This window comes from Bartonella sp. AD24XZML, assembly GCF_042196485.1.
Lineage (GTDB): Bacteria > Pseudomonadota > Alphaproteobacteria > Rhizobiales > Rhizobiaceae > Bartonella.
This window is the reverse complement of sequence record NZ_JBHIQH010000063.1, coordinates 19911-41566: the sequence shown is the minus strand read 5'-3', so window position 1 is coordinate 41566 and position 21656 is coordinate 19911. Positions and strand designations below refer to the sequence as shown.

Genomic DNA, 21656 nt, shown 5'->3' with positions numbered 1-21656 from the left:
TTACCTATCAAAAAATGGATCAGCTATGTGAATATAATGGTAAAAAAGACACAATATTGCTTCTACTGTTTTAATGCAGTTGATTTGTTATTCGTTCATGAAGCATAAAGATGGTAAGAGACTGCGTAGATCATTTATGGGTAATTCTAAGAAAAAACCATATTTGAACAGAGAGATATTTAAGTTTTTTATTAGAGGGTCTTTGTTATCCTGCTCGTAAGAGGCGTGCAGCATCGTTGTGTCCGAAAAGATAAAGGAGCAACCGTAAAGCTTGTCCTTGCTCAGAAGAAAGATGAGGATCGCGTTGTAAAAATAAACGAGCATCTTTTCTTGCCATTGACAAAAGATCGCTATGAACTGCAAGGTTTGCTATATGAAATTCAGGGACTCCAGATTGTTTTGTACCTAAAAGCTCTCCTTCGCCTCGTAGGCGCCAATCTTCTTCAGCGATTTCAAAACCATCTTCTGTATTGCGGATAATATTAAGGCGTGTTGCTGCTGTTTTAGTCAGTGGATCTTTATAGAGCAAAATGCAGGAAGACTTTTTATCGCCTCGTCCTACACGTCCACGTAATTGGTGCAATTGTGAAAGGCCAAAATGTTCCGCATGTTCGATGATAATGATCGAAGCATCTGGAATATCTACTCCCACTTCAATGACTGTGGTTGCAACTAAAATACGTGTATTTCCACATTTAAAAGATGCCATAGCGGCTTCTTTTTCTGCTGTAGACATTTTTCCATGGATCATACCAACGTGTGCTCCAAAGCGCTCATGGAGAAATGCAAAGCGGTTTTCAATTGAAGTGAGATCAAGAGCTGTCGATTCCTCTACTAAAGGACAAATCCAATAGAGCTTTTCTCCTTTTTCTAATGCAATTGCGATTCTCTCTATAAGCTCATGAAGACGTTTCAAAGAAAGCGTTGCTGTTGTAATGGGTTGTCGTCCCATTGGTTTTTCGGTAATTTTAGAGACATCCATATCACCAAAAGCTGTTAAGACAAGTGTGCGCGGAATGGGCGTGGCGGTCATAACCAGCATATCAGCTTTATTGCCTTTTTCTGTAAGAGCGATACGTTGATGGACACCAAAACGGTGTTGTTCATCGATAATGGTTAAAGCGAGATTATTATAAGTAACACTGTTTTGTATGAGAGCATGGGTTCCGATGACAATAGAAACTTGACCTGACAAAATATCATTCACGATGTTTGTCCGCAATTTCCCTTTTTCTCGTCCTGTTAAAAGCGTTGTTTGTAATCCGACCTTTTCGGCAAGAGGAGCGATGGTGGCAAAATGTTGCCTAGCAAGCACTTCAGTTGGTGCCATTAAAGCTGATTGTCCTGAATTTTCAGCAATTTGTGCCATTGCCATCAATGCAACAACAGTTTTTCCTGCGCCTACATCACCTTGAAGTAGTCTTAGCATCGGTTCTGGTGAAGCAAGATCATTTGCGATATCTTCTACTGCTTTTTTTTGTCCGGTTGTGAGTTGAAAGGGGAGGATATTGAGCAATTTTTTAGTATAAATGCCTGTTGATGGTCGAGAAGTGCCAACAAGAGATTTAGTTTTCAAACGCACGAGTCCTAGTGCCAATTGACAAGCGAGCAATTCATCATAGGCAAGACGTTTGCGTGCTGTACTTTCTAAGGATAGATCATCGGGGTTAATGGGCGTATGGATACGGCGTAAAGCAACAGAAAAAGAAGGAAAATTTTGCTGCTTTTTTACATTTTCATCTATCCATTCTGGTAGAAGAGGAATAAAATCAAGAGCGTTTTGTATGGCGCGTCTTAGTGTCTTTACAGTTAGTCCTGCAGTAGAGGGATAGACAGGTTCGATGAGAGGTATCTGATTTGATTGTTCGCTTGGGGCAATATAGTCTGGATGCGCCATTGAAAGCTGTCCATTAAACCATTCAACTTTTCCTGATATAATGACTTTTTTTCCTTTGGGGAGTTGTTTTTTTAGCCAAAGAGGTTGAGCATGAAAAAAGACTAAATTTATTTTTCCTGTGTGATCATGGGCAATAACACGATAGGGAATTCGGTTGTGACCACGGGGTGGTGGTTGATGCTGATCGATGATAATTTCGAGCGTAACAGTATCTCCTTTTTTTGCACAAGTAATGTTGGGACGCATTCTGCGGTCTATAACGGAATGGGGCATTAATTGAAGAAGGTCAATAAGGGTTGCTTCGCGTTGTGTGGGATTAACATCTAAGAGTTTGGTCAATAAACCATAGACTTTAGGTGTAATACCAGAAAGAGTTCGGATAGAATTAAAAAGTGGGGTAAGAAGACTTGGAGGCATGAGCAAATTTAACCTGCCCTTTTTGTTTTTTCTAGACCTTTAGAAGAGCTTTTTGGGGATAAAGTCATAAAGAGGAGGTTGCTTTATTTACACATTGAACTTTAGGAAGAGAAATTAATATTTAAAGAAAAATACAATTAAATGGTCAAAAATTAAAGTGCTTAGATGAGGTATATTGTTTTTCTTTTTATTTTAGGTGTTTATTTGCTGTGAATAGAAGCATTTTCTTGATAGAACTCTCTTATAAATATTAATAAAATTGGGATATTGCTCCTATGTAGGATGATGAATTTATAGCTTTAAAGTTTGATGATGAACAGAAGTTTTTTCTTTTATAAGGGGTGCTGTTTAGCATTTATTTTGTAGTGGGAAATTGTGAGAGTGGTAAAAAATAAAATGCAAATGCAAGAGAACAAAAATTCTCTTCCTCGCTTTATTCATTTGAGAGTGCATTCAGCTTATTCCTTGCTCGAAGGGGCTTTAAAAATCCCCCAAATTATTCAACAGACGATTTCAGATCATGCACCAGCGGTTGCTATTACCGATACCAATAATTTATTTGGTGCTTTGGAATTTTCACAGCATTGTCTTTCTCATGGGGTCCAACCTATTATTGGTTGTCAGCTTACTGTTGATTTTTGTGATGAAAATGATCATTCACGTTTGGCTAAATGGCGTAATCCTTCTGATTTTTGCTCTATTGTTCTTTTGGCAGCTAGCGAAACCGGTTATGCTCATTTGGTTCGTCTTGTGAGCCGTGCTTATCTTGATAAGTGTGATACTGATCCTCCTCATATTAAAGCTGATTGGTTGTCAGAACACAGTGAAGGTATAATCGCTTTAACGGGTGGAAAGGGAGGACCTATTAATCTTTCTTTGGCAGAAGAGAAAAAAGAACATGCTGTTGAGCGCTTAATTTATTTGAAAAAATCTTTTGCGGATCGTCTTTATGTGGAGTTACAACGGCATGGCTCTTATGACCGGAGTGTAGAAGCTGATCTTATTGAATTGGCTTATGCGCATGAAATTCCTCTTGTTGCAACGAATGAAGCCTTTTTTCTGAAAAGAGAAGGGTATGAAGCGCATGATGCGCTGATGGCTGTTTCAGAAGGACAAATTGTCTCTAATCCAGATCGCAAACGTGTGACGCCAGATCATTATTTGAAGTCACAAGATGAAATGGTTACACTGTTTTCTGATCTTCCAGAAGCTTTGGAAAATAGTGTTGAAATTGCATTGCGTTGTCATATTGCCTCGCCTCTTCGAAAACCGATATTGCCTCGTTTTATAGAACAATCTGTTAATTCAGAAACTACTTTAGAAATAGAAGATAGTGAGTTGTTAAATCAGGCTAAAGCTGGTTTGAAGATGCGGCTTGAAACAATAGGGTTGGCTGAAGGGTATACGATTGCAGATTATGAACAGCGGCTTGATTATGAAATTTCAGTTATTACGCGTATGCAATTTTCTGGATATTTTCTTATCGTTTCAGATTTCATAAAATGGGCAAAGGTTCATGACATTCCCGTTGGACCAGGACGGGGTTCTGGTGCTGGTTCACTTGTTGCTTATGCATTGACAATTACTGATGTGGATCCCTTGCGGTTTTCTCTTCTCTTTGAACGTTTTCTCAACCCAGATCGTGTTTCGATGCCAGATTTTGATATCGACTTTTGTCAAGAGCGGCGCGAAGAAGTTATTCAATATGTTCAAAAAAAATATGGACGTGATCAAGTTGCTCAAATTATTACCTTTGGTAAGTTACAGGCACGTGCAGTTTTGCGTGATGTGGGGCGTGTTTTAGAAGTTCCTTATCGTCAGGTGGATTATCTTACAAAATTAATTCCTGCCACGCCAGGAAGCCAGGTAGAATTAGCTGATGCTATTAAGGATGAACCTAAATTTGAAGAGGAAAAGAAAAAAGATCCCGTTGTTGGCCGCGCATTAGATATAGCACTTCAGTTGGAGGGACTTTATCGTCATGCTTCAACTCATGCTGCTGGGATTGTTATCGGAGATCGTCCACTTTGGGAGCTTGTCCCGATGTATCGTGATCCTCGTTCTGATATGCCTGTTACACAATTTAACATGAAATATGTGGAACAGGCGGGGCTGGTAAAATTTGATTTTCTTGGATTAAAAACGCTTACTGTTTTGAAAATGGCAGTCGATTTTGTTGCCAGAAAGGGGACTAAAATAGATTTATCAAATATTTCTCTGAATGATGAAGCAACCTATGCTATGATGGCACGTGGTGAAACGGTTGGCGTGTTTCAGGTGGAAAGTTCTGGTATGCGCAAGGCGTTGATTGGAATGAAGCCAGACCGTATTGAAGATATTATTGCGCTGGTTGCACTTTATCGTCCAGGTCCAATGGAGAATATTCCAACCTATAATGCACGCAAACATGGGGAAGAGGAAATTTCTTCTATTCATCCTAAGATAGATCATCTGATTAAAGAAACACAAGGTGTTATTGTCTATCAAGAACAGGTGATGCAGATTGCTCAGGTTCTTGCTGGCTATTCGCTTGGAGAAGCTGATTTACTACGTCGTGCTATGGGGAAAAAAATTCATGCTGAAATGCAAAAACAGCGTACGCGTTTTATCAATGGAGCTGTTGCAGGTGGTGTGGATAAAGATCAAGCTGATATTATCTTTGATCTTTTAGCAAAATTTGCCGATTATGGTTTTAATAAATCGCACGCTGCTGCTTATGCAATTGTTTCTTACCAAACAGCTTATATGAAAGCAAACTATCCCGTTGAGTTTTTAGCTGCTTCAATGACATATGATATGACGAATACAGATAAGCTCAATGATTTTCGGCGTGAAGCATTAAGGTTGGGTATTGAAATTATTGCACCTTCTATACAAACATCTCATCGTGTTTTTGAGGTTGGTGATAACTGTATTTATTATTCTCTTGCTGCCATTAAAGGTGTGGGAGAAACTGTTGTAGATCATATTGTTTCTTGTCGTGGGAATAAGATTTTTAAGGATTTGGAAGATTTTTGTGCGCGTGTTGATCCTCGTATTGTTAATAAGCGTGCGATGGAAAGTTTAGTTTGTGCTGGTGCTTTTGATTGTTTTAACATTGCACGTGAGGTTTTATTAGCCAATCTTGGAACCCTTCATGCGCGTGCACTTCGTATTCTCGATGACAATTCTAGCGGGCAGGTTGATATATTTGGAATGGCAGGCGGATTAAAAGAACCATTGATTTTATCGCAAACAACCCCTTGGTTGCCGGCTGAGAAACTTTATCGAGAATTTCAAGCTATAGGTTTTTACTTTTCCGCGCATCCTTTGGAGGAGTATCAAGTTATTCTGGACAAAAAACGCATTCAGACTTGGGGTAATTTTGCCAATGCCGTTAAAGGGGGAGCAACAGCTGCACGGCTTGCTGGAACTGTTGTGGCAAAAAGCGTGCGCAAAACAAAATCTGGTAAAAAAATGGGAATTATTCATTTTTCTGATACAAGTGGACAATATGAAGCAGTTCTCTTTTCTGAGGCACTCTCGGATTATGAAGAGATGCTAGAACCCGGAAAATCTTTTATTATTACGGTGAGCGCAGAAAATCGTTCTGAAGGAGTTAGTTTGCGAATTGAAACAATTCAGTCTTTGGAAAATGAATCATTACAACAGCATAAAATGATGCGTCTCTTTATAAAAACAGTTGATATGCTTCCACAAATTGAACAAAATTTAAATCTTGGGGGGAATGGAGAGGTTGGGCTTATTTTAATTCAAGAGGATGGATTGCGAGAAGTCGAAATTGCGCTTCCTAAGCGATATAAGGTAAATTCACATGTCGCAAATGCTATGAAATTAATTCAGGGTGTTGTTGATGTAGAATTGAGTTAAAGAAAGATTAAAGATGGGAGCTGATTTTGAGTGGTGTTTTTGCTTTTAGGAGAGCTAAAAATTGAGCTTTTAAAATCGGATTGTAGATTTCGAAAAATATTGCGTTTATTTGAGTAAATTATGATATTTTTTTAGTGTCATAAAATTAAAAAAATCTCGTTCTTTCGTAATATTCAAAGTGCCGGAAGAATTTTATAAGTTTTTATCATTATTTTTTATAGAATTCATCGCATCATACATGTAAAGCCAATTGAGATCTGACATAATGCTCTCTGGTGTACGAATTTTCATCATGAGATTGCGTGCAATTGCTATGGGACCGGTTGCGTGATAGGCTAATCTATTGAAATCTGCGCGTTTTTTTACTGCTGCAATACGGGGGGTGCGTATTGTTTCGTAAAGCGAAAGTGCTTTCGTTAATGAAAAATCTTTCAATGAAAGTGCTTTTGCTAATGTGGCGGCATCTTCGATTGCCATAGCGGCACCTTGTGCTGCAAAAGGTAAGGCAGCATGTGCGCAATCGCCAACAAATACTTGTTTCTCTAAACCGATAAAACGATTTTGTTTCATTTGAAAAAGTGGCCAATAGCTCCATTCATCAATATGATCGAAGATTTGTAAGATTTTTGAATTCCAATCTTTAAAAAGAGATTTGAGTTTTTCTTTATCTCCTTTATGGGCCCATCCTTCTTTTGAATTTTCTCCATGCGTAATGGCGACAAAATTAAAAATTTTTTCTGATGATTGAATGGGGTAGACAACAAGATGATTTTTTGGTCCCATCCAAGCCGTAATTGTCTTCATATTTTGCAATGAAGAACGAAAGTTTTGAGGAAGATTATCAGATGTTGTTGTTGCACGCCAAGCAATAAAGCCACTAAAATTTGCTTTTTCATGAAAAGGAGATTGTTGCCGTAATGTTGACCAAACGCCATCACATCCGATCAGGAGGGGCGTTGAATGAAGCTGTTCTGTTGCCGTATCTGTTTTTATTGTCGTGATTTTAATGTTGCTTGCAGATTGGGTAGAAGATACAACCGTTTCGCCTGCTTTGTATTTGATCAAAGGATTTTCAATCACTGCATTATATAAAATTTTTTGTAAAGCCGCGCGGTGAATCGTCAGATAAGGGGCTTTCCAATATTTTTCTGTTAGATTAATAAGATGAGCCCGTAGATGTATTTTTAAAGATAATCCATCTTTTAACTCAAAAAAATGTGGGATTGTCGCGACTTCAGAGAGTTTGTTAAGAAGTTTCCAGCGAGCAAGAATAGATGTTGCATTTGGTGTCAGTTGAATACCAGCGCCTATCGTTTCAAGTTGTTTACACTTTTCGATAATGGTGCTTGCAATTCCTTTATGAGCGAGTGCTAAAGCGGTGCTTAAACCAGCAATTCCTCCCCCAACGATGATGGGTGATTGTTCTACAAATGATTTCATATTAAACAAGCAGAATTAAAAGAGTAGTTATTAAGAAAGCCAAAAAACGCAATTATAATAGCTTTTCTGGATTATATAAGCATCCTGTTGGGTTTGTTTGATTGTATGATAGTGAGGGAACATAACGATAAAGGGTTGAGCAGTAAGGGCAAATTTTTTCATCTGCTGTTCCCATGTCGATAAAGATATGAGGATGATCGAATGGTTGTGTAGCGCCTACACACATAAATTCTTTCACACCAATTTCGATTGTTTTATATCCAAGGTCATTTTGAAAATGAGGAATGTTGTGATCAGACATGGTGTACAAACTCCAGAATAAATTTTCTCATCAGCTATGATTGGGCTCTTCTATTTTATAGGCGTGAGTTTGTAATAAAGCGTAGAATAATGCAAGCTGCTTTTTAAGACAAATTTCTCTTCTTTTATGCTATATTAGAATAGTTGTCTTACTTTTAGTACTTTGCGCATAGCAATAATTCCAAGTATTTTAAAATATTAAATGGAAAAATGATGAGGGAAGTTAGGCATTGATATATTATTATAATTATAACATATTATCAAATATTATGTGAGATATTTCATCAGGGATTTTAGAAAATGTAAAAGAAAATTATTTAGGATATATGGAACAGAGGGTGGTAGATAAAATTTCTATATCGAATATAACAATGAAAAATCCGGTACGGTTTATTAATCGAGAGTTTTCATGGCTACAATTTAATAATCGTGTTTTGATGGAAGCGGCTAATTCGAAACATCCTTTATTAGAACGTCTACAATTTCTTTCTATTTCAGCTGCAAATCTTGATGAGTTTTTTATGGTTCGTGTTGCAGGACTAGCAGCTCAAATTCGTGCTCGCGTTACAGCGTGCAGTGCAGATGGGCACACTCCACAGGAACAACTTGATATTGTATTAGCTGAGATTTCAAAGCTGCAGGCTCACCAACTACGAGAATTGAATGTTTTATGTGATGAATTAAAAAAGAATGATATTGAAATTATTTGTTCTGATGATCTTTCAGAAATTGAAAAGTCATGGCTTGAAAAATATTTTCTTGAGACAATTTTTCCTGTTTTAAAACCTTTGCCTGTTGATTCTACTCATCCTTTTCCATTTATTCCTAATTTAGGGCTTTCTATTGCGCTTCAATTGTCTGGAGAAACTGATCAGAACTCACACACAGTGTTGTTGTCTATTTCAATGCTTTTAAGGCGTTTTATTCTTCTTCCTCAAGAAGGCAATCATTTTCGTTTTATTGCATCTGAAGATGTTATTTGCCTTTTTATTAAATATGTATTTCCTGACTATGAGGTTAAAGAAATTGGTACATTTAGAGTAATCCGAGATAGTGATATTGAAGTAGAAGAAGAAGCTGAGGATCTTGTTCATTTTTTTGAAACTGCTCTTAAAAGGCGGCGCCGTGGGCAGGTTATTCGAGTTGAGTTTGACGCAAAAATGCCAGAGAGTTTACGCCAATTTATAGCGAATAGTCTCGCTGTTCCTGATAATTGTATTAATGTTCTTGATGGATTTTTAGCGCTTAATACGGTAACAGAAATTGTTTCTATTCCCCGTGATGATCTCAAATTTATTCCTTATATTTCTCGTGTTCCAGAATGTATTCGTGAACATAAAGGAGATTGTTTTGCGGCTATTCGTGAAAATGATATTGTGATTCATCACCCCTATGAGACATTTGATGTTGTTGTCCAATTTTTACGTCAAGCTGCTTGCGATCCTGATGTTGTGGAAATCAAACAAACACTTTATCGTACATCAAATGATAGTCCAATTGTTGGCGCTTTGATTGAAGCAGCTGAACAGGGAAAGTCTGTGACTGCTTTGGTAGAACTTAAAGCACGTTTTGATGAGGAAGCCAATATTCGTTGGGCCCGGGATCTTGAATGTGCTGGGGTTCAAGTTATTTTTGGTTTTATTGCATTAAAAACGCATGCTAAGATGTCATTGGTTGTGAGACGTGAGGGAAAACGTCTTCGCTCTTATGTTCATCTTGGGACAGGAAATTATCATCCCATTAACGCTAAAACTTATACCGATCTTTCTTTTTTTTCCACGGATGATGATATCGCTCATGATGTTGCGTTATTATTCAATTATATTGCGCAATATGAGCGTCCAAATGAAACAATGAAGATTGCTTTTTCACCCTTAACATTGCGTGGTCGTATCTTAAAGCATATTGAGGGAGAAATTGTTCATGCACAACAGGGAAGGTTTGCTGCTATTTGGATGAAAGTTAATGCATTGGTTGATCCTGAAATTATTGATGCTTTATATCGTGCCAGTCAAGCAGGGGTGCAAATTGATTTGGTTGTGCGGGGGATATGTTGTTTACGTCCTGGTATTCTAGGAATTTCAGATAATATTCGTGTAAAATCAATTGTCGGGCGTTTTCTTGAACATAGTCGCATTTTTTGTTTTGGGAATGGTCAAGATTTGCCTAATGAAAATGCACTCGTTTACTTAGGCTCTGCTGATATGATGCCTCGTAATTTGGACTATCGTATTGAAATATTGGTTCCAGTTTTTAATAAAATAGTGCGTCAAAAAATTCTTTTACAGATTATGTTAGCTAATATCATTGATAATCAACAAAGCTTTGATATACTTAAGAATGGAACATCAAAACGTATTACACCGCAGATAGGTGAAAGTCTATTTAATGCGCAGGAGTATTTTATGGCCAATACAAGTTTTGCGGGGGAAAATGAGTCTTTTGAGTCTTCTGTTTCGCGCTTGGTTGCGTTGCATCGGCAACAAGCCGAAATACATAAAGACTAAAATCCAATGACATATAGAGATGCTCAAGGTCGGTTAAAAGGGCGTAAGCCTGTTGCTGTTATTGACATTGGCTCAAATTCTGTTCGGTTGGTTATTTATGAGGGGCTTGTTCGATCACCAACAGTTTTATTTAATGAAAAGATTCTTTGTGGTCTCGGTCATGGTGTGGCGAAAACAGGATTTTTAGAAGAAAAATCGATGAAAATGGGGTTGCAAACACTGAAACGGTTTCGTACGCTTTGTCGACAGATTGGGGCAGATGAGGTCTATACTTTAGCAACAGCAGCAGCACGAGATGCACAGAATGGCGTAGCATTTATTCAGCATGCTGAAGATATTTTGCAAAATAAAATATATCTTCTTTCAGGAAGTGAAGAAGCTATGTATTCAGCATATGGAGTTGTGTCTACTTTTTATCAACCAAAAGGTATTTCTGGGGATCTTGGTGGTGGAAGTCTTGAGCTGATTGATATTGATCATTCTGATGTTGGTGAAGGGATAACGCTCCCATTGGGTGGTTTAAGGCTACAGTATATGTCAAATAATGATAGTGCTGTAGCTAAAAAAATTGTACATGAGCAATTTTATAAATCGTCTGTTGTTCGTACTCGTAAAGGTATAGCACGTTATTTTTATGCAGTAGGGGGGACATGGCGTAATTTGGCAAAACTCCATATGGCAATGAAACACTATCGGCTTCCTGTTATGCATGGCTATGAAGTTGATGCTGTTGAAATGGAGAACTTTTTACGTCTTGTAGCATGTGGCAATATTGATAATATGAGAGGGATTGCAGCGGTTTCTCAGAACCGTCGAAAACTTTTATCTTATGGGGCAATAGTTCTTATTGAACTCATTCAGTGTATGGAGTTTGAAAAGATAATCTTTTCTGGTGCTGGCGTTCGTGAAGGTTTTCTTTATTCACGATTGCCGCAGGCGATTCGACTTTCAGATCCTCTCATTGCAGCATGCACAGAAATGGCTATTTTACGGGCACGTTCACCAAAACAAGCAGAAGAACTCATTGATTTTACGACGAATGCTTTTGAAGTTTTTGGAATTTCAGAAACGGAAAATGAATGCCGTTATCGTCAAGCCGCTTGTCTTCTTGCGGATATTGGTTGGCGTATACATCCAGATTATCGAGGCAATGAAGCAGCAAATCAAATAGCTTTAGGATCTTATCCAGGAATTTCTCATGAAGGGCGCCTTTACGCGGCGCTTGCTGTTTTTTTTCGCAATACGAGTTTATTGGTTGATAAAGAATCTCTTCCCATTTTTCAATTAGCAACTCAAAATATAATTGAAAAAGCACGTATTCTTGGCGAAACTATGCGTATTGCTCATCTTTTCAGTGCTTCTGTTGTAGGAATTTTACCTCATTTATTGTGGCATAGAAAAGCAGATCATATTATCCTGCAGATCCCAAAGAATTACGCTGGATTATTAGGAGAACGTCCTTTTGGACGATTACAGAAGTTATCAAAAATAATAAAACAACCTCTCGCTTTTGAAATTTTTTGATTTTTTTCCTAATTTATTCGTGTTTTATGTCTTATAATATAGGGCTATTGACGAGGGATAAACTAGGTAGCCTATCATCATGAGCTGGACAATAGGACTTGTTCCATAACGCGCCCATGCTAGACACCACGCAAAGCATTTGTTAATGCCTGAGCATTCATAAAAGAAAACATAATTTTTTATTCTGTTATTTGCGTCACAGGATGGATTTTTCACTTCATAAGCTTCATGTGAAAATGAAAAGTTTTGTCCATTTTTACGTGAAAAGGTTTTCTTTTTATGCTGCGTCGTTATAATGTTTCTGTTTAGCTTGCTCGATTATCTTGATAAGATTCGATTGTAACCAACGCGATAAAAAACAAGTTTTAAAGATTTTGGGAGAGATCCATTGGTTACATGACGCTGGAATGTTGAAATACTCATATGAAACAGTTTTGCACTTTTACGGTCTGTCAAAAGAATATCATTTCAGTCATTATAAAATCCTTTCAATATAAAAAATAGAAATAAATCATAACTATTTATTAACCATGATTTTTGAATCCTTTGAAAGGTGTTTAATTTATAAAAAACAGTGCTTTATCATATAATTTCTTATGTGAAAATTTATGAGTCTTATTGAGATGAAATGAGAGAATCTTACGATATTCGGAGGTCTAATTCAATATAAATAACGCTAGATTATCGTTAGAAATCAATATATTGCTTTTGTTAGGTATTTTAGTTGTTATGCTGGCTTGTTTTTGATTGTTAGATTGCAATCTCGGTAGTTTTTTAATATGATATGGTGACGTGAGGCATTATATCTTTGTTTGTTCCTATTTCTAGGCTGCTATTTTTGTAATGAATGCGCTTTTATATCAGAACTTTTTCTTTTCAAAACTTTTAAATAAGGAGCTGTTTGTTTTTTTAGATTATTTTAAAAGGGATTGCTATTTGATTGACCTGATAAAGATTTAGCTATCATTTTAATAAGAGTTTACTATTTAATTTTTTAACTTTGTCAGAAGTAGGCTTTATTTATCCTATTTCCGTTGGCCTATAGGGTATACCAATTGATGTAGATAATGAGTAGCATATAATGGATTTTTCAAAATGAAAATGTAAATTAAAGCTGTTTTGTGTTTATTTTTCCATCGTTACAGTAAAACCCTATCTGGCCCTTTAGCAGTTGTTCGGCTTTTTGACCAAATATTTCATAGCGCCAGCCATTCATAGCGGGAATATTTTTCTTTATTCCTCCATTGGCAATTTTTTCTAAATCATTAGATGTTGCAATAAGTTTAGGGGCAATGCTGTTTTCATTTGCAACAATTTTTAATAACACTTTGAGCAGATCGATAACAGCGGCTGTCGTATCATTGAGTGGATTATGTTTAGGAATGGGGGGTAAAGTAGAAAGATCTACCTCTAAGCCTTCGTGGACAGCTTTGATTAATGATTGAGCAATTGAGAGTTTATCCCAATTCTTATTAAGACTGCGCAACCGTTTTAATGCAGATTCATCTTTTGGTTGTTGGGTTGCTATTTCTATAAGACATTCATCTTTTATGATATGACGGCGTGGCATATTGTATTTTCGTGCTTCACGTTCCCGCCAAGCTGCTATCTTTTGTAATACAGCAAGTTCACGTGGCTTTTTAATTTTTCCTTTCACTTTTTTCCATGCTTCATCTTCTGGCATATCATAGGTTTTAGGATTTAAAAGGATTGTTATTTCATCGTTCATCCAGTGAGCACGTTGATTTTTTTCTAACCTTTTTTTCAATAACAGGTAAACATCTCTTAAGTAAGTTACATCGGCAAGTGCATAGAGCAGTTGTTTTTCAGACAAAGGGCGATAACTCCAGTCTGTAAAGCGGGAGGATTTATCAAGATGATGCCCCGTGCAGCGTTGTACAATTTGATCATAGGAGATAGAATCACCAAATCCACAAATTGATCCTGCTATTTGCGTATCAAAGAGAGGGGAAGGAATAACACCTCCAAGATGATAAATTGTTTCAATATCTTGGCGCGCAGCATGAAAAACTTTTACAACTTTTTTATCGATCATAAGGTCAAAAAAAGGTTGTAAATCAATATTTGGTGCTATGGGATCAATCAAAACTGTGACATCTGGTGATGCGAGCTGGATTAAACACAGTTGAGGCCAAAAAGTTGTTTCGCGAATAAACTCAGTATCGACTGTTACAAAATCAGAGGTACGTAGAGCGTTAAGTGCAATTTCAAGATCTGTTGTTTGTGTAATAAGATTCATCATTTTATTATAATTCGATAAATTAAATTTGTGCTTTATTGACTTTATTTCTGAGTTTTTATTCTCATATCTTGACAAATGGTTATTAAAAAGCGTTTGTAGCGCATGTGAATATTATAATCAAAGGCAAAAAACATGCACCGTTATCGCAGTCATCATTGTGCGGCTCTTCGTAGATGTGATGTAGGAACACAAGTTCGTCTTTCGGGGTGGGTTCATCGTGTTCGTGATCATGGAGGAATTCTTTTTGTAGATTTACGTGATCATTTTGGAATCACACAAATTGTTGCTGACCCTGCTTCACCAGCTTTTAAATTTATTGAAAAAGTGCGTTCTGAATGGGTTATTCGTGTGGATGGGGAGGTATGTGCTCGTTCTGATGAGGTTATTAATGCAACGCTTCCAACAGGTGAGATTGAAATTTTTGCACAAGAGGTAGAAATTCTTTCAAAATCTGATGAGCTTCCTTTACCGGTTTTTGGTGAGCCTGATTATCCAGAAGATATTCGATTAAAATATCGTTTTCTTGATTTGCGTCGGGAGACTATGCACAAAAATATCATGCGTCGGACTGAAATTATTGCGGCCATGAGACGGGCTATGCAAAATAATGGTTTTACGGAATTTACGACGCCGCTTTTGACAGCTTCATCGCCGGAAGGCGCACGTGATTTTTTGGTTCCAAGTCGTGTTCATCAGGGAAAATTTTATGCGCTACCGCAAGCGCCACAGCAATATAAACAGTTGTTGATGATGTCAGGTTTTGATCGTTATTTTCAGATTGCTCCATGTTTTAGAGATGAAGATCCAAGGGCCGACCGTCTTCCTGGTGAATTTTATCAATTAGATGTTGAAATGAGTTTTGTTGAGCAAGAAGATGTTTTAGCAACTATGGAACCTATTATGCGTTCTATTTTTGAAGAATTTGCAGATGGAAAAACTGTGACACAAAGCTTTCCTCGCATTTCCTATGATGAAGCAATGCGAAAATATGGTTCTGATAAGCCTGATCTACGTAATCCGATCATTATGGAAGATGTTTCTCAGCATTTTTATAATTCTGGTTTCAAAGTTTTTGCTCAAATTTTAGCGAATGATGAGAATGCACAAGTGTGGGCTATCCCAGCTAAAACGGGTGGAAGTCGTGCTTTTTGTGATCGTATGAATGTATGGGCACAAGGCGAGGGGCAACCAGGACTCGGCTATATTTTCTGGCGTGAAGAAGAAGGAAAATTTGAAGGAGCAGGGCCTATCGCCAAAAATATTGGTGAACAGAGGACTGAAGCAATTCGTATACAGCTTGGACTTGAAAGTGGGGACGCCTGTTTTTTTGTAGCTGGCGATCCAAAAAAGTTTCCATCTTTTGCCGGAGCAGCACGCACAAGGGTAGGGGAAGAATTAGATCTTCTTGATAGAGATAGTTTCTCTTTGGCGTGGATTGTTGATTTTCCATTTTTTGAATGGAATGAAGATGAAAAAAAGATTGATTTTGGACATAATCCTTTTTCCATGCCTCAAGGGGGAGAAAATGCTCTTGCCTGTCAAGATCCTCTTACTATTAAAGCCTTTCAATATGATCTTGTTTGCAATGGTTATGAAATTGCATCAGGTGGAATTCGTAATCACTTACCAGAAATGATGCTTAAAGTTTTTGAACTTGTAGGACTTTCTAAGGAAGTTGTGAAAGATCGTTTCGGTGGTCTTTATCGTGCATTCCATTATGGGGCTCCGCCACATGGTGGCATGGCTGCGGGAATTGACCGCATCATTATGCTGTTGCAAGGTGTTAAAAATTTGCGTGAAGTTGCTTTATTCCCTATGAATCAACAGGCGCTTGATCTTTTGATGAGTGCTCCGTCTGATGTTTCTCCTACACAATTACGTGATTTAGGAATCCGCATGGCTCCTACTCACAAAAATAGCTCATAAAGTTGATAATGGATTGTTTTCATCTTTTCTACGTAGAGTGAAGTTTTGATGCCTCTCAAGAGCCATCGGTGTGTGTGTACTGTTTGTGAAATTTAGATAGGCAAAACGCTATTGTTTAATTTTTTACGAGGCATTTTTATTCCTTGTTTCTATAGTGGCTCTTCTCCTTGTGATAGGTGAGAAAATAATTATGATTGCTTGGTCATGAATAAATTAGAAATAAAAGAATTCTATAATATTCGAGAGTCTCATTTTAGTTGAAAAAAATGAATTATCTTTATATGTCAATATATTATTTGTTTTTTATTGAAGTTTTTACAACGTTGTAGCAGAGAATTGTGTCTCTTCGTTTTTATGAGAATAATGTGATTTTCCATTCTATGGACTTACTCTGAAAAGTTTAAATTTCATAAGTTTTGAATATTTTTTAGTTTTTCATAGAAAAACTGAATGTGGTTGTTATACAATTTATCTTTATAATAAAAGATGATGTTTGAAAGGTGCTTTTGTCATTCCAGAAAAGATGAAATAACTCTTTGTGGGCAGTTAAATTATCGTCGAATTTGACAAAGCTTTCAATAAATTACTTAGGACAAGGGGGGAAGGACATGTATAAATTTTTCAAATTGATATAATTTTCTGTTCATGTTCTAATTGCAGCGTTTGTTTTTATGTAATTGACTTTTAATAAAAAAGCCGACTCATAGAAGCTTTCATTAAATAAATCCTATAAAATAATTTCTTATTATTGTGGGAATTGTTGTTTTAATACTATGTCTGATAAAATGAATTTACCTTTTGATAAAGAACATATTGAACCAATAGAATTACGTTCTGCTTTACAGGAACGTTATTTGGCTTATGCACTTTCTACGATTACACACCGTGCATTGCCTGATGTGCGTGATGGATTGAAGCCTGTCCACCGGCGGATTGTTCATGCGATGCGTCTTCTCAAACTAAATCCTGGACAGTCTTATGCGAAATGTGCGCGGATTGTTGGTGACGTCATGGGAAAATTTCATCCTCATGGGGATTCGTCTATTTATGATGCCTTGGTGCGCTTGGCTCAAAATTTTGCTGTTCGTTATCCGTTGGTTGATGGGCAAGGCAATTTTGGTAATATTGATGGTGATAATGCTGCTGCCATGCGTTATACGGAAGCACGTATGACTGAAGTGGCTGCATTGTTACTTGAAGGAATTAATGAGAATGCTATTGATTTTCGTTTAACCTATAATGAGGAAGATGAAGAGCCTGTTGTTTTACCAGGAGCTTTCCCTAATCTTTTAGCAAATGGTTCTTCTGGTATTGCTGTTGGTATGGCAACATCTATTCCACCCCATAATGTTGCTGAGCTTTGTGATGCAGCGCTCCATTTGATTGCGCATCCCGATGTAAATGATGAGGAATTAAATCAATTCGTTCTTGGTCCTGATTTTCCGACGGGGGGAATTTTAGTTGAACCTAAAAAAAGTATTGAGGAATCCTATCGTGTTGGGCGTGGATTCTTTCGCTTGCGTTCACGTTGGCATCAGGAATCTGGTAGCCGTGGTTCTTATGTGATTGTTGTGACTGAAATTCCCTATCAGATTCAAAAGTCACGTCTTATTGAAAAAACAGCAGAGTTATTGCTTGCACGCCGATTGCCAATGCTTGAGGATATCCAAGATGAATCAGCAGAAGATATCAGAATCGTGCTGGTTCCTAAAAATCGGTCGGTTGATCCGGAGCTCCTTATGGAGTCTCTTTTTAAATTGACTGACTTTGAAGTAAGATTTCCCCTTAATCTTAATGTTTTGTCTTTGGGAAAAATACCCAATGTCCTTTCTTTGCGAGAAAGTTTGCAGCAATGGCTTGAACATCGTCAAGAAGTGCTTATTCGTCGCTCTCATTATCGGCTTGATCAAATTGATAGCCGATTGGAAATTCTTCATGGATATCTTATTGCCTATTTAAATCTCGATGAGGTCATTCAGATTATTCGTGAAGAGGATGAACCTAAAAAGCAGCTGATCAGTCGTTTTGAATTAACAGAAAATCAAGCTGAAGCTATTCTTAATATGCGCTTGCGTTCTTTGCGTAAGCTTGAGGAATTTGAAATTCGTAAAGAATTTGAAAGTTTGAAAGCTGAAAAAGAAAAGCTACAGAATTTGTTAGCTTCTCCTATAAAACAGTGGAAAATAATTTCAGAAGAAATCAAAAAAGTTCGAAACACTTTTGGTCCTGAAACACTCTTAGGGAAAAGACGTACGACGTTTGAAGAGGCACCAAGTCATGATCTTGATGATATTCAACAAGCAATGATCGAAAAAGAACCGATTACTATTGTTATTTCTGAAAAGGGGTGGATGCGCGCTTTGAAGGGACATTTGACCGATTATAAAGCGCTTTCTTTTAAAGAAGGAGACAGTTTAAAGTTAGCATTTCCAGCATTTACGACCGACAAGATTGTGCTGATCAGTACGGGGGGAAAGTTTTTTGCTATTGGTGCAAATAGTTTACCTGGAGGGCGGGGACATGGTGAACCTATTCGTCTTTTAGTTGATATGGATGATGAGCACGATGTTCTTACAGCTTTTGTGCATCACGCCGAGGAAAAATTGCTCTTGGTTTCATCTCACGGTAATGGTTTTATTGTTTCTTCTTCAGAAGTGATCGCCAATACACGAAAAGGAAAGCAAGTAATGAATGTGAAAGCTCCTGATAAGGTAAAGCTTTGTGTTCCGGTAAATGGTGATCATGTTGCTGTAGTCGGTGAAAACCGTAAAATGCTTATTTTTTCTATTGAACAAATACCAGAAATGAATCGCGGTAAGGGTGTTCGTTTACAGCGTTATAAAGAAGGTGTTGTTGTTGATGCCAAGACTTTTAATTTATCAGAAGGCTTAAGTTGGCAAGATACAGCTGAACGAATCTTTAACCGTCAAGCTGATGATCTCATTGAATGGATGGGAATGCGTGCGGGCGTCGGGCGTTTGGTTCCAAGAGGATTTCCAAAATCAGGAAAATTTATCAATTAAATGTATTTTATACACGGGAAAGTTCCCTATGGTTTTATGATTGTGTAAGATATTAATTTATAAAGATAATTTATTATTTTTTATATTGAACGAAAGACCTAAAGCGTAAGTTCTTCTCTTATTTCGATCTTGTTTATGTTAAATCAATCAAAACTGTTTGTTTGCCTGTCATGAGATGAGGGGCCAGCCCGTCTTCATAAAAACTATTGAAGAAAAGAATCAAAATATTTTTTAATAAACTGTTTCACAGACAAGAGTTGTTGCAACAATAGATATGTTTATTTTTTTACATTATACCATTTATGGGTGCTGTCGTGAAATGATTTGATATTTCGAGAGCTGTACCTTTAAACAAACAATGTGAATGTTTAACACAAGAGTGTTCTATTTGGAGATGTTTTATTTTGTCTGATAGGTTTATCCTCTTATTGTTCAAGAGAGATGTTATTAATCTTTCGTAGTAATATTTATTCGTTAGGATTACTATTATATTGCCTAAAAAGATGACCACGTTCAGCCCATAAGACGAGAAGTATGGCAGTGAGACTCAGAAAGAAAAATCCTGCTGAGTTTGGGATGGTTGTTTCATCAAATTGTTGGGCAATAAAAAAGCTAAGTCCTGCACCGATAGATGTTTGAAGAAAGCCGGATACAGAAGAAGCTGTTCCAGCAATTTCTCCTACAGGTTCAAGAGCGAGTGTATTGAAATTGGCCATAATACCACCGCAGGTAAACATTAATATACAATATAACGTCATATAAAAAGGAAAAGGGATAACACCACCTGCTAAGATGGACCCAATAAACCAAATGCATGAAGTGGCACAAAAGAGCAAAAGCATAGTATGAGCAATACGCCGCATTCCAAGGCGTCCAACGAGTTGAGAGTTAAAGAATGATGATAGAGCTTGAAATGCAGCACCAACTGCAAAAGCAATAGGGAACCAAAGTCCTAGATTATAGATCCCTTCATACGTTTGTTGTGATGTATTAACGGCGGTAAAGATACAGCCTAAAATAATGGAAGTTGCAAGTGTATAGCAAAGTGTTGTGCGATTGGTTATTACAATCCATAAGTTGTGTTTAACTGAAGAAAAGGAAAGAGAGCGTTGCGCATAAAGAGTTTCAGGCAAGCGCAGTTGAATCCAAATCATCAGTCCTAAACCAATCATTGCCATGAAAATAAAAATATATTGCCAATGTCCGAGTAGTAAAATGATCTGTCCTGTTGCGGGACCAACCATTGGTGCAACAAGAAAAACCATCATAACAATAGACATAACTTCTGCCATTTTTCGACCACTGTAAAGATCACGTACGACGGAAACTGTAAGAACCCGCATAGCAGCCCCTCCAATACCTTGCAAGATACGTAAAATAAGTAAGAGAGAAAAATCAGTTACAAAGGCACAGCCAATCGCTGTAAATGAATAAAAAGCAAGCCCGAGAAGAATAAGTTTACGTCGTCCATATCTATCGCTTATTGGACCGAAAAATATTTGAGCAATGCCATAGCTAATAAGATAACTTGAAATGATATAATGTTGATCATTTTCATTGAGAACATTTAAGCCGTCTAAAATATTGGGCATAGCTGGCAGCATAATATCAACAGCTATAGCGTTAATAGCCATGAGCGAAGCAATAAGAATAACAAATTCTTTATAGCCAATTTTGTTTCTAATCGCATCTCTATGCATTTGTTCATCGACTGAATATGACATATGGCATCCTTGAAATAAAGATTTCGTCTGAAAACAGCTCTTTTTAAGAGTCTGAATAAAATGAAAGATACCTATGATTGATTACATGGAATATTTTTTTCTTTCAAAAGTTCCTGTAACTCATTGTTTTGAAACATCTCTTTAACAATATCACAGCCTCCGATAAATTCACCCTTGATATACAGCTGTGGAATTGTTGGCCAATTTGAGTAATCTTTAATCCCTTGACGCAATTCGTTAGAAGTTAAGATATTAATCCCTTTATAATTCAATCTTAAATAATCAAGAATTTGAACAACTTGTCCTGAAAACCCGCATTGCGGAGCGTCAGGTGTTCCTTTCATGAATAAAATGACGTCGTTTGTTTTAATTTCTTTGTCAATAAAATCATGAACAGTGGTCATTTTTATCCCTCGATATTTCAGATTTTTATCAGTGTGTAATTTATATTCATACTGCTTTTAATCGTATTAAATGTGTGAATGCAAGAAGAAATTTTAGATTATTTTGGGACATTTGTTTGCAATATTAAGGCGTGAAGGTCATTTCCCATATTGCCTTTAAGGGCATCATAGACCATTTTATGTTGTTGAACACGGGTTTTACCACGAAAACTTTCAGAAATAACTTCTGCAGCATAATGTTCTCCATCTCCAGCAAGATCATGAATTGTTACAGTAGCATCAGGAATGCCTTCACGAATAAGCGTTTCAATTGCATGGGCACTCATTGCCATCATTATTCTCCTATGTTGTTCATTTTTTT

General features: G+C 37.1%; 12 protein-coding genes and 1 pseudogene. 5 read left to right on the top strand and 8 right to left on the bottom strand.

The features are described from left to right. Positions 1 to 205: 205 nt before the first annotated feature. On the bottom strand, positions 206 to 2314 hold the full coding sequence (gene recG / locus ACFIMX_RS06030; RefSeq protein ID WP_375694178.1) for an ATP-dependent DNA helicase RecG: 2109 nt from the start codon (positions 2312 to 2314) through the stop codon (positions 206 to 208). Between the two features lie 402 nt (positions 2315 to 2716). On the opposite strand from recG, the gene dnaE reads away from it, so the two are divergent. Continuing rightward, the gene (dnaE, locus tag ACFIMX_RS06025) at positions 2717 to 6184 is read left to right on the top strand and encodes a DNA polymerase III subunit alpha (RefSeq protein ID WP_375680623.1); all 3468 of its coding nucleotides are present in this window, start codon (positions 2717 to 2719) and stop codon (positions 6182 to 6184) included. Between the two features lie 192 nt (positions 6185 to 6376). Here the strand turns inward: dnaE and ACFIMX_RS06020 are convergent, their stop codons facing one another. Both ACFIMX_RS06020 and ACFIMX_RS06015 read right to left on the bottom strand, forming a co-directional pair. Continuing rightward, positions 6377 to 7624, bottom strand: coding sequence for an FAD-binding protein (locus tag ACFIMX_RS06020; protein ID WP_375639858.1), 1248 nt, complete (start codon positions 7622 to 7624; stop codon positions 6377 to 6379). A gap of 52 nt (positions 7625 to 7676) precedes the next feature. Then, on the bottom strand, positions 7677 to 7925 hold the full coding sequence (locus ACFIMX_RS06015) for a zinc-finger domain-containing protein (protein ID WP_375617781.1): 249 nt from the start codon (positions 7923 to 7925) through the stop codon (positions 7677 to 7679). Positions 7926 to 8250: 325 nt separating this feature from the next. Between ACFIMX_RS06015 and ACFIMX_RS06010 the strand changes: the two genes are divergently transcribed. Continuing rightward, on the top strand, positions 8251 to 10431 hold the full coding sequence (locus ACFIMX_RS06010; RefSeq protein WP_375639856.1) for an RNA degradosome polyphosphate kinase: 2181 nt from the start codon (positions 8251 to 8253) through the stop codon (positions 10429 to 10431). Between the two features lie 6 nt (positions 10432 to 10437). Then, positions 10438 to 11955 (top strand): exopolyphosphatase, encoded by a 1518-nt coding sequence (gene ppx, locus ACFIMX_RS06005; RefSeq protein WP_375639855.1) that lies wholly within the window; start codon positions 10438 to 10440, stop codon positions 11953 to 11955. Between the two features lie 277 nt (positions 11956 to 12232). Here the strand turns inward: ppx and ACFIMX_RS06000 are convergent. Together ACFIMX_RS06000 and rnd are read right to left on the bottom strand one after the other, a co-directional pair. Continuing rightward, positions 12233 to 12417 (bottom strand): annotated as a pseudogene (locus ACFIMX_RS06000) (DNA-binding protein). A 646-nt stretch (positions 12418 to 13063) separates the two neighbouring features. Next, complete coding sequence (gene rnd, locus ACFIMX_RS05995; RefSeq protein ID WP_375639854.1) at positions 13064 to 14218, bottom strand: ribonuclease D; 1155 nt, start codon at positions 14216 to 14218, stop codon at positions 13064 to 13066. Between the two features lie 132 nt (positions 14219 to 14350). On the opposite strand from rnd, the gene aspS reads away from it, so the two are divergent. Continuing rightward, a complete protein-coding gene (gene aspS / locus ACFIMX_RS05990) occupies positions 14351 to 16144 on the top strand; it encodes an aspartate--tRNA ligase (RefSeq protein ID WP_375617785.1) in 1794 nt (597 codons plus the stop codon). A gap of 773 nt (positions 16145 to 16917) precedes the next feature. Continuing rightward, on the top strand, positions 16918 to 19167 hold the full coding sequence (parC, locus tag ACFIMX_RS05985) for a DNA topoisomerase IV subunit A (protein ID WP_375639852.1): 2250 nt from the start codon (positions 16918 to 16920) through the stop codon (positions 19165 to 19167). Between the two features lie 467 nt (positions 19168 to 19634). Here the strand turns inward: parC and ACFIMX_RS05980 are convergent, their stop codons facing one another. From ACFIMX_RS05980 to ACFIMX_RS05970, 3 genes are all read right to left on the bottom strand, one after another. Beyond that, a complete protein-coding gene (locus ACFIMX_RS05980) occupies positions 19635 to 20891 on the bottom strand; it encodes a multidrug effflux MFS transporter (protein WP_375617787.1) in 1257 nt (418 codons plus the stop codon). A 71-nt stretch (positions 20892 to 20962) separates the two neighbouring features. Beyond that, the gene (gene grxD, locus ACFIMX_RS05975) at positions 20963 to 21295 is read right to left on the bottom strand and encodes a Grx4 family monothiol glutaredoxin (RefSeq protein ID WP_375617788.1); all 333 of its coding nucleotides are present in this window, start codon (positions 21293 to 21295) and stop codon (positions 20963 to 20965) included. Between the two features lie 98 nt (positions 21296 to 21393). Beyond that, a complete protein-coding gene (locus ACFIMX_RS05970) occupies positions 21394 to 21627 on the bottom strand; it encodes a BolA/IbaG family iron-sulfur metabolism protein (protein WP_375639915.1) in 234 nt (77 codons plus the stop codon). Positions 21628 to 21656: the final 29 nt, after the last annotated feature.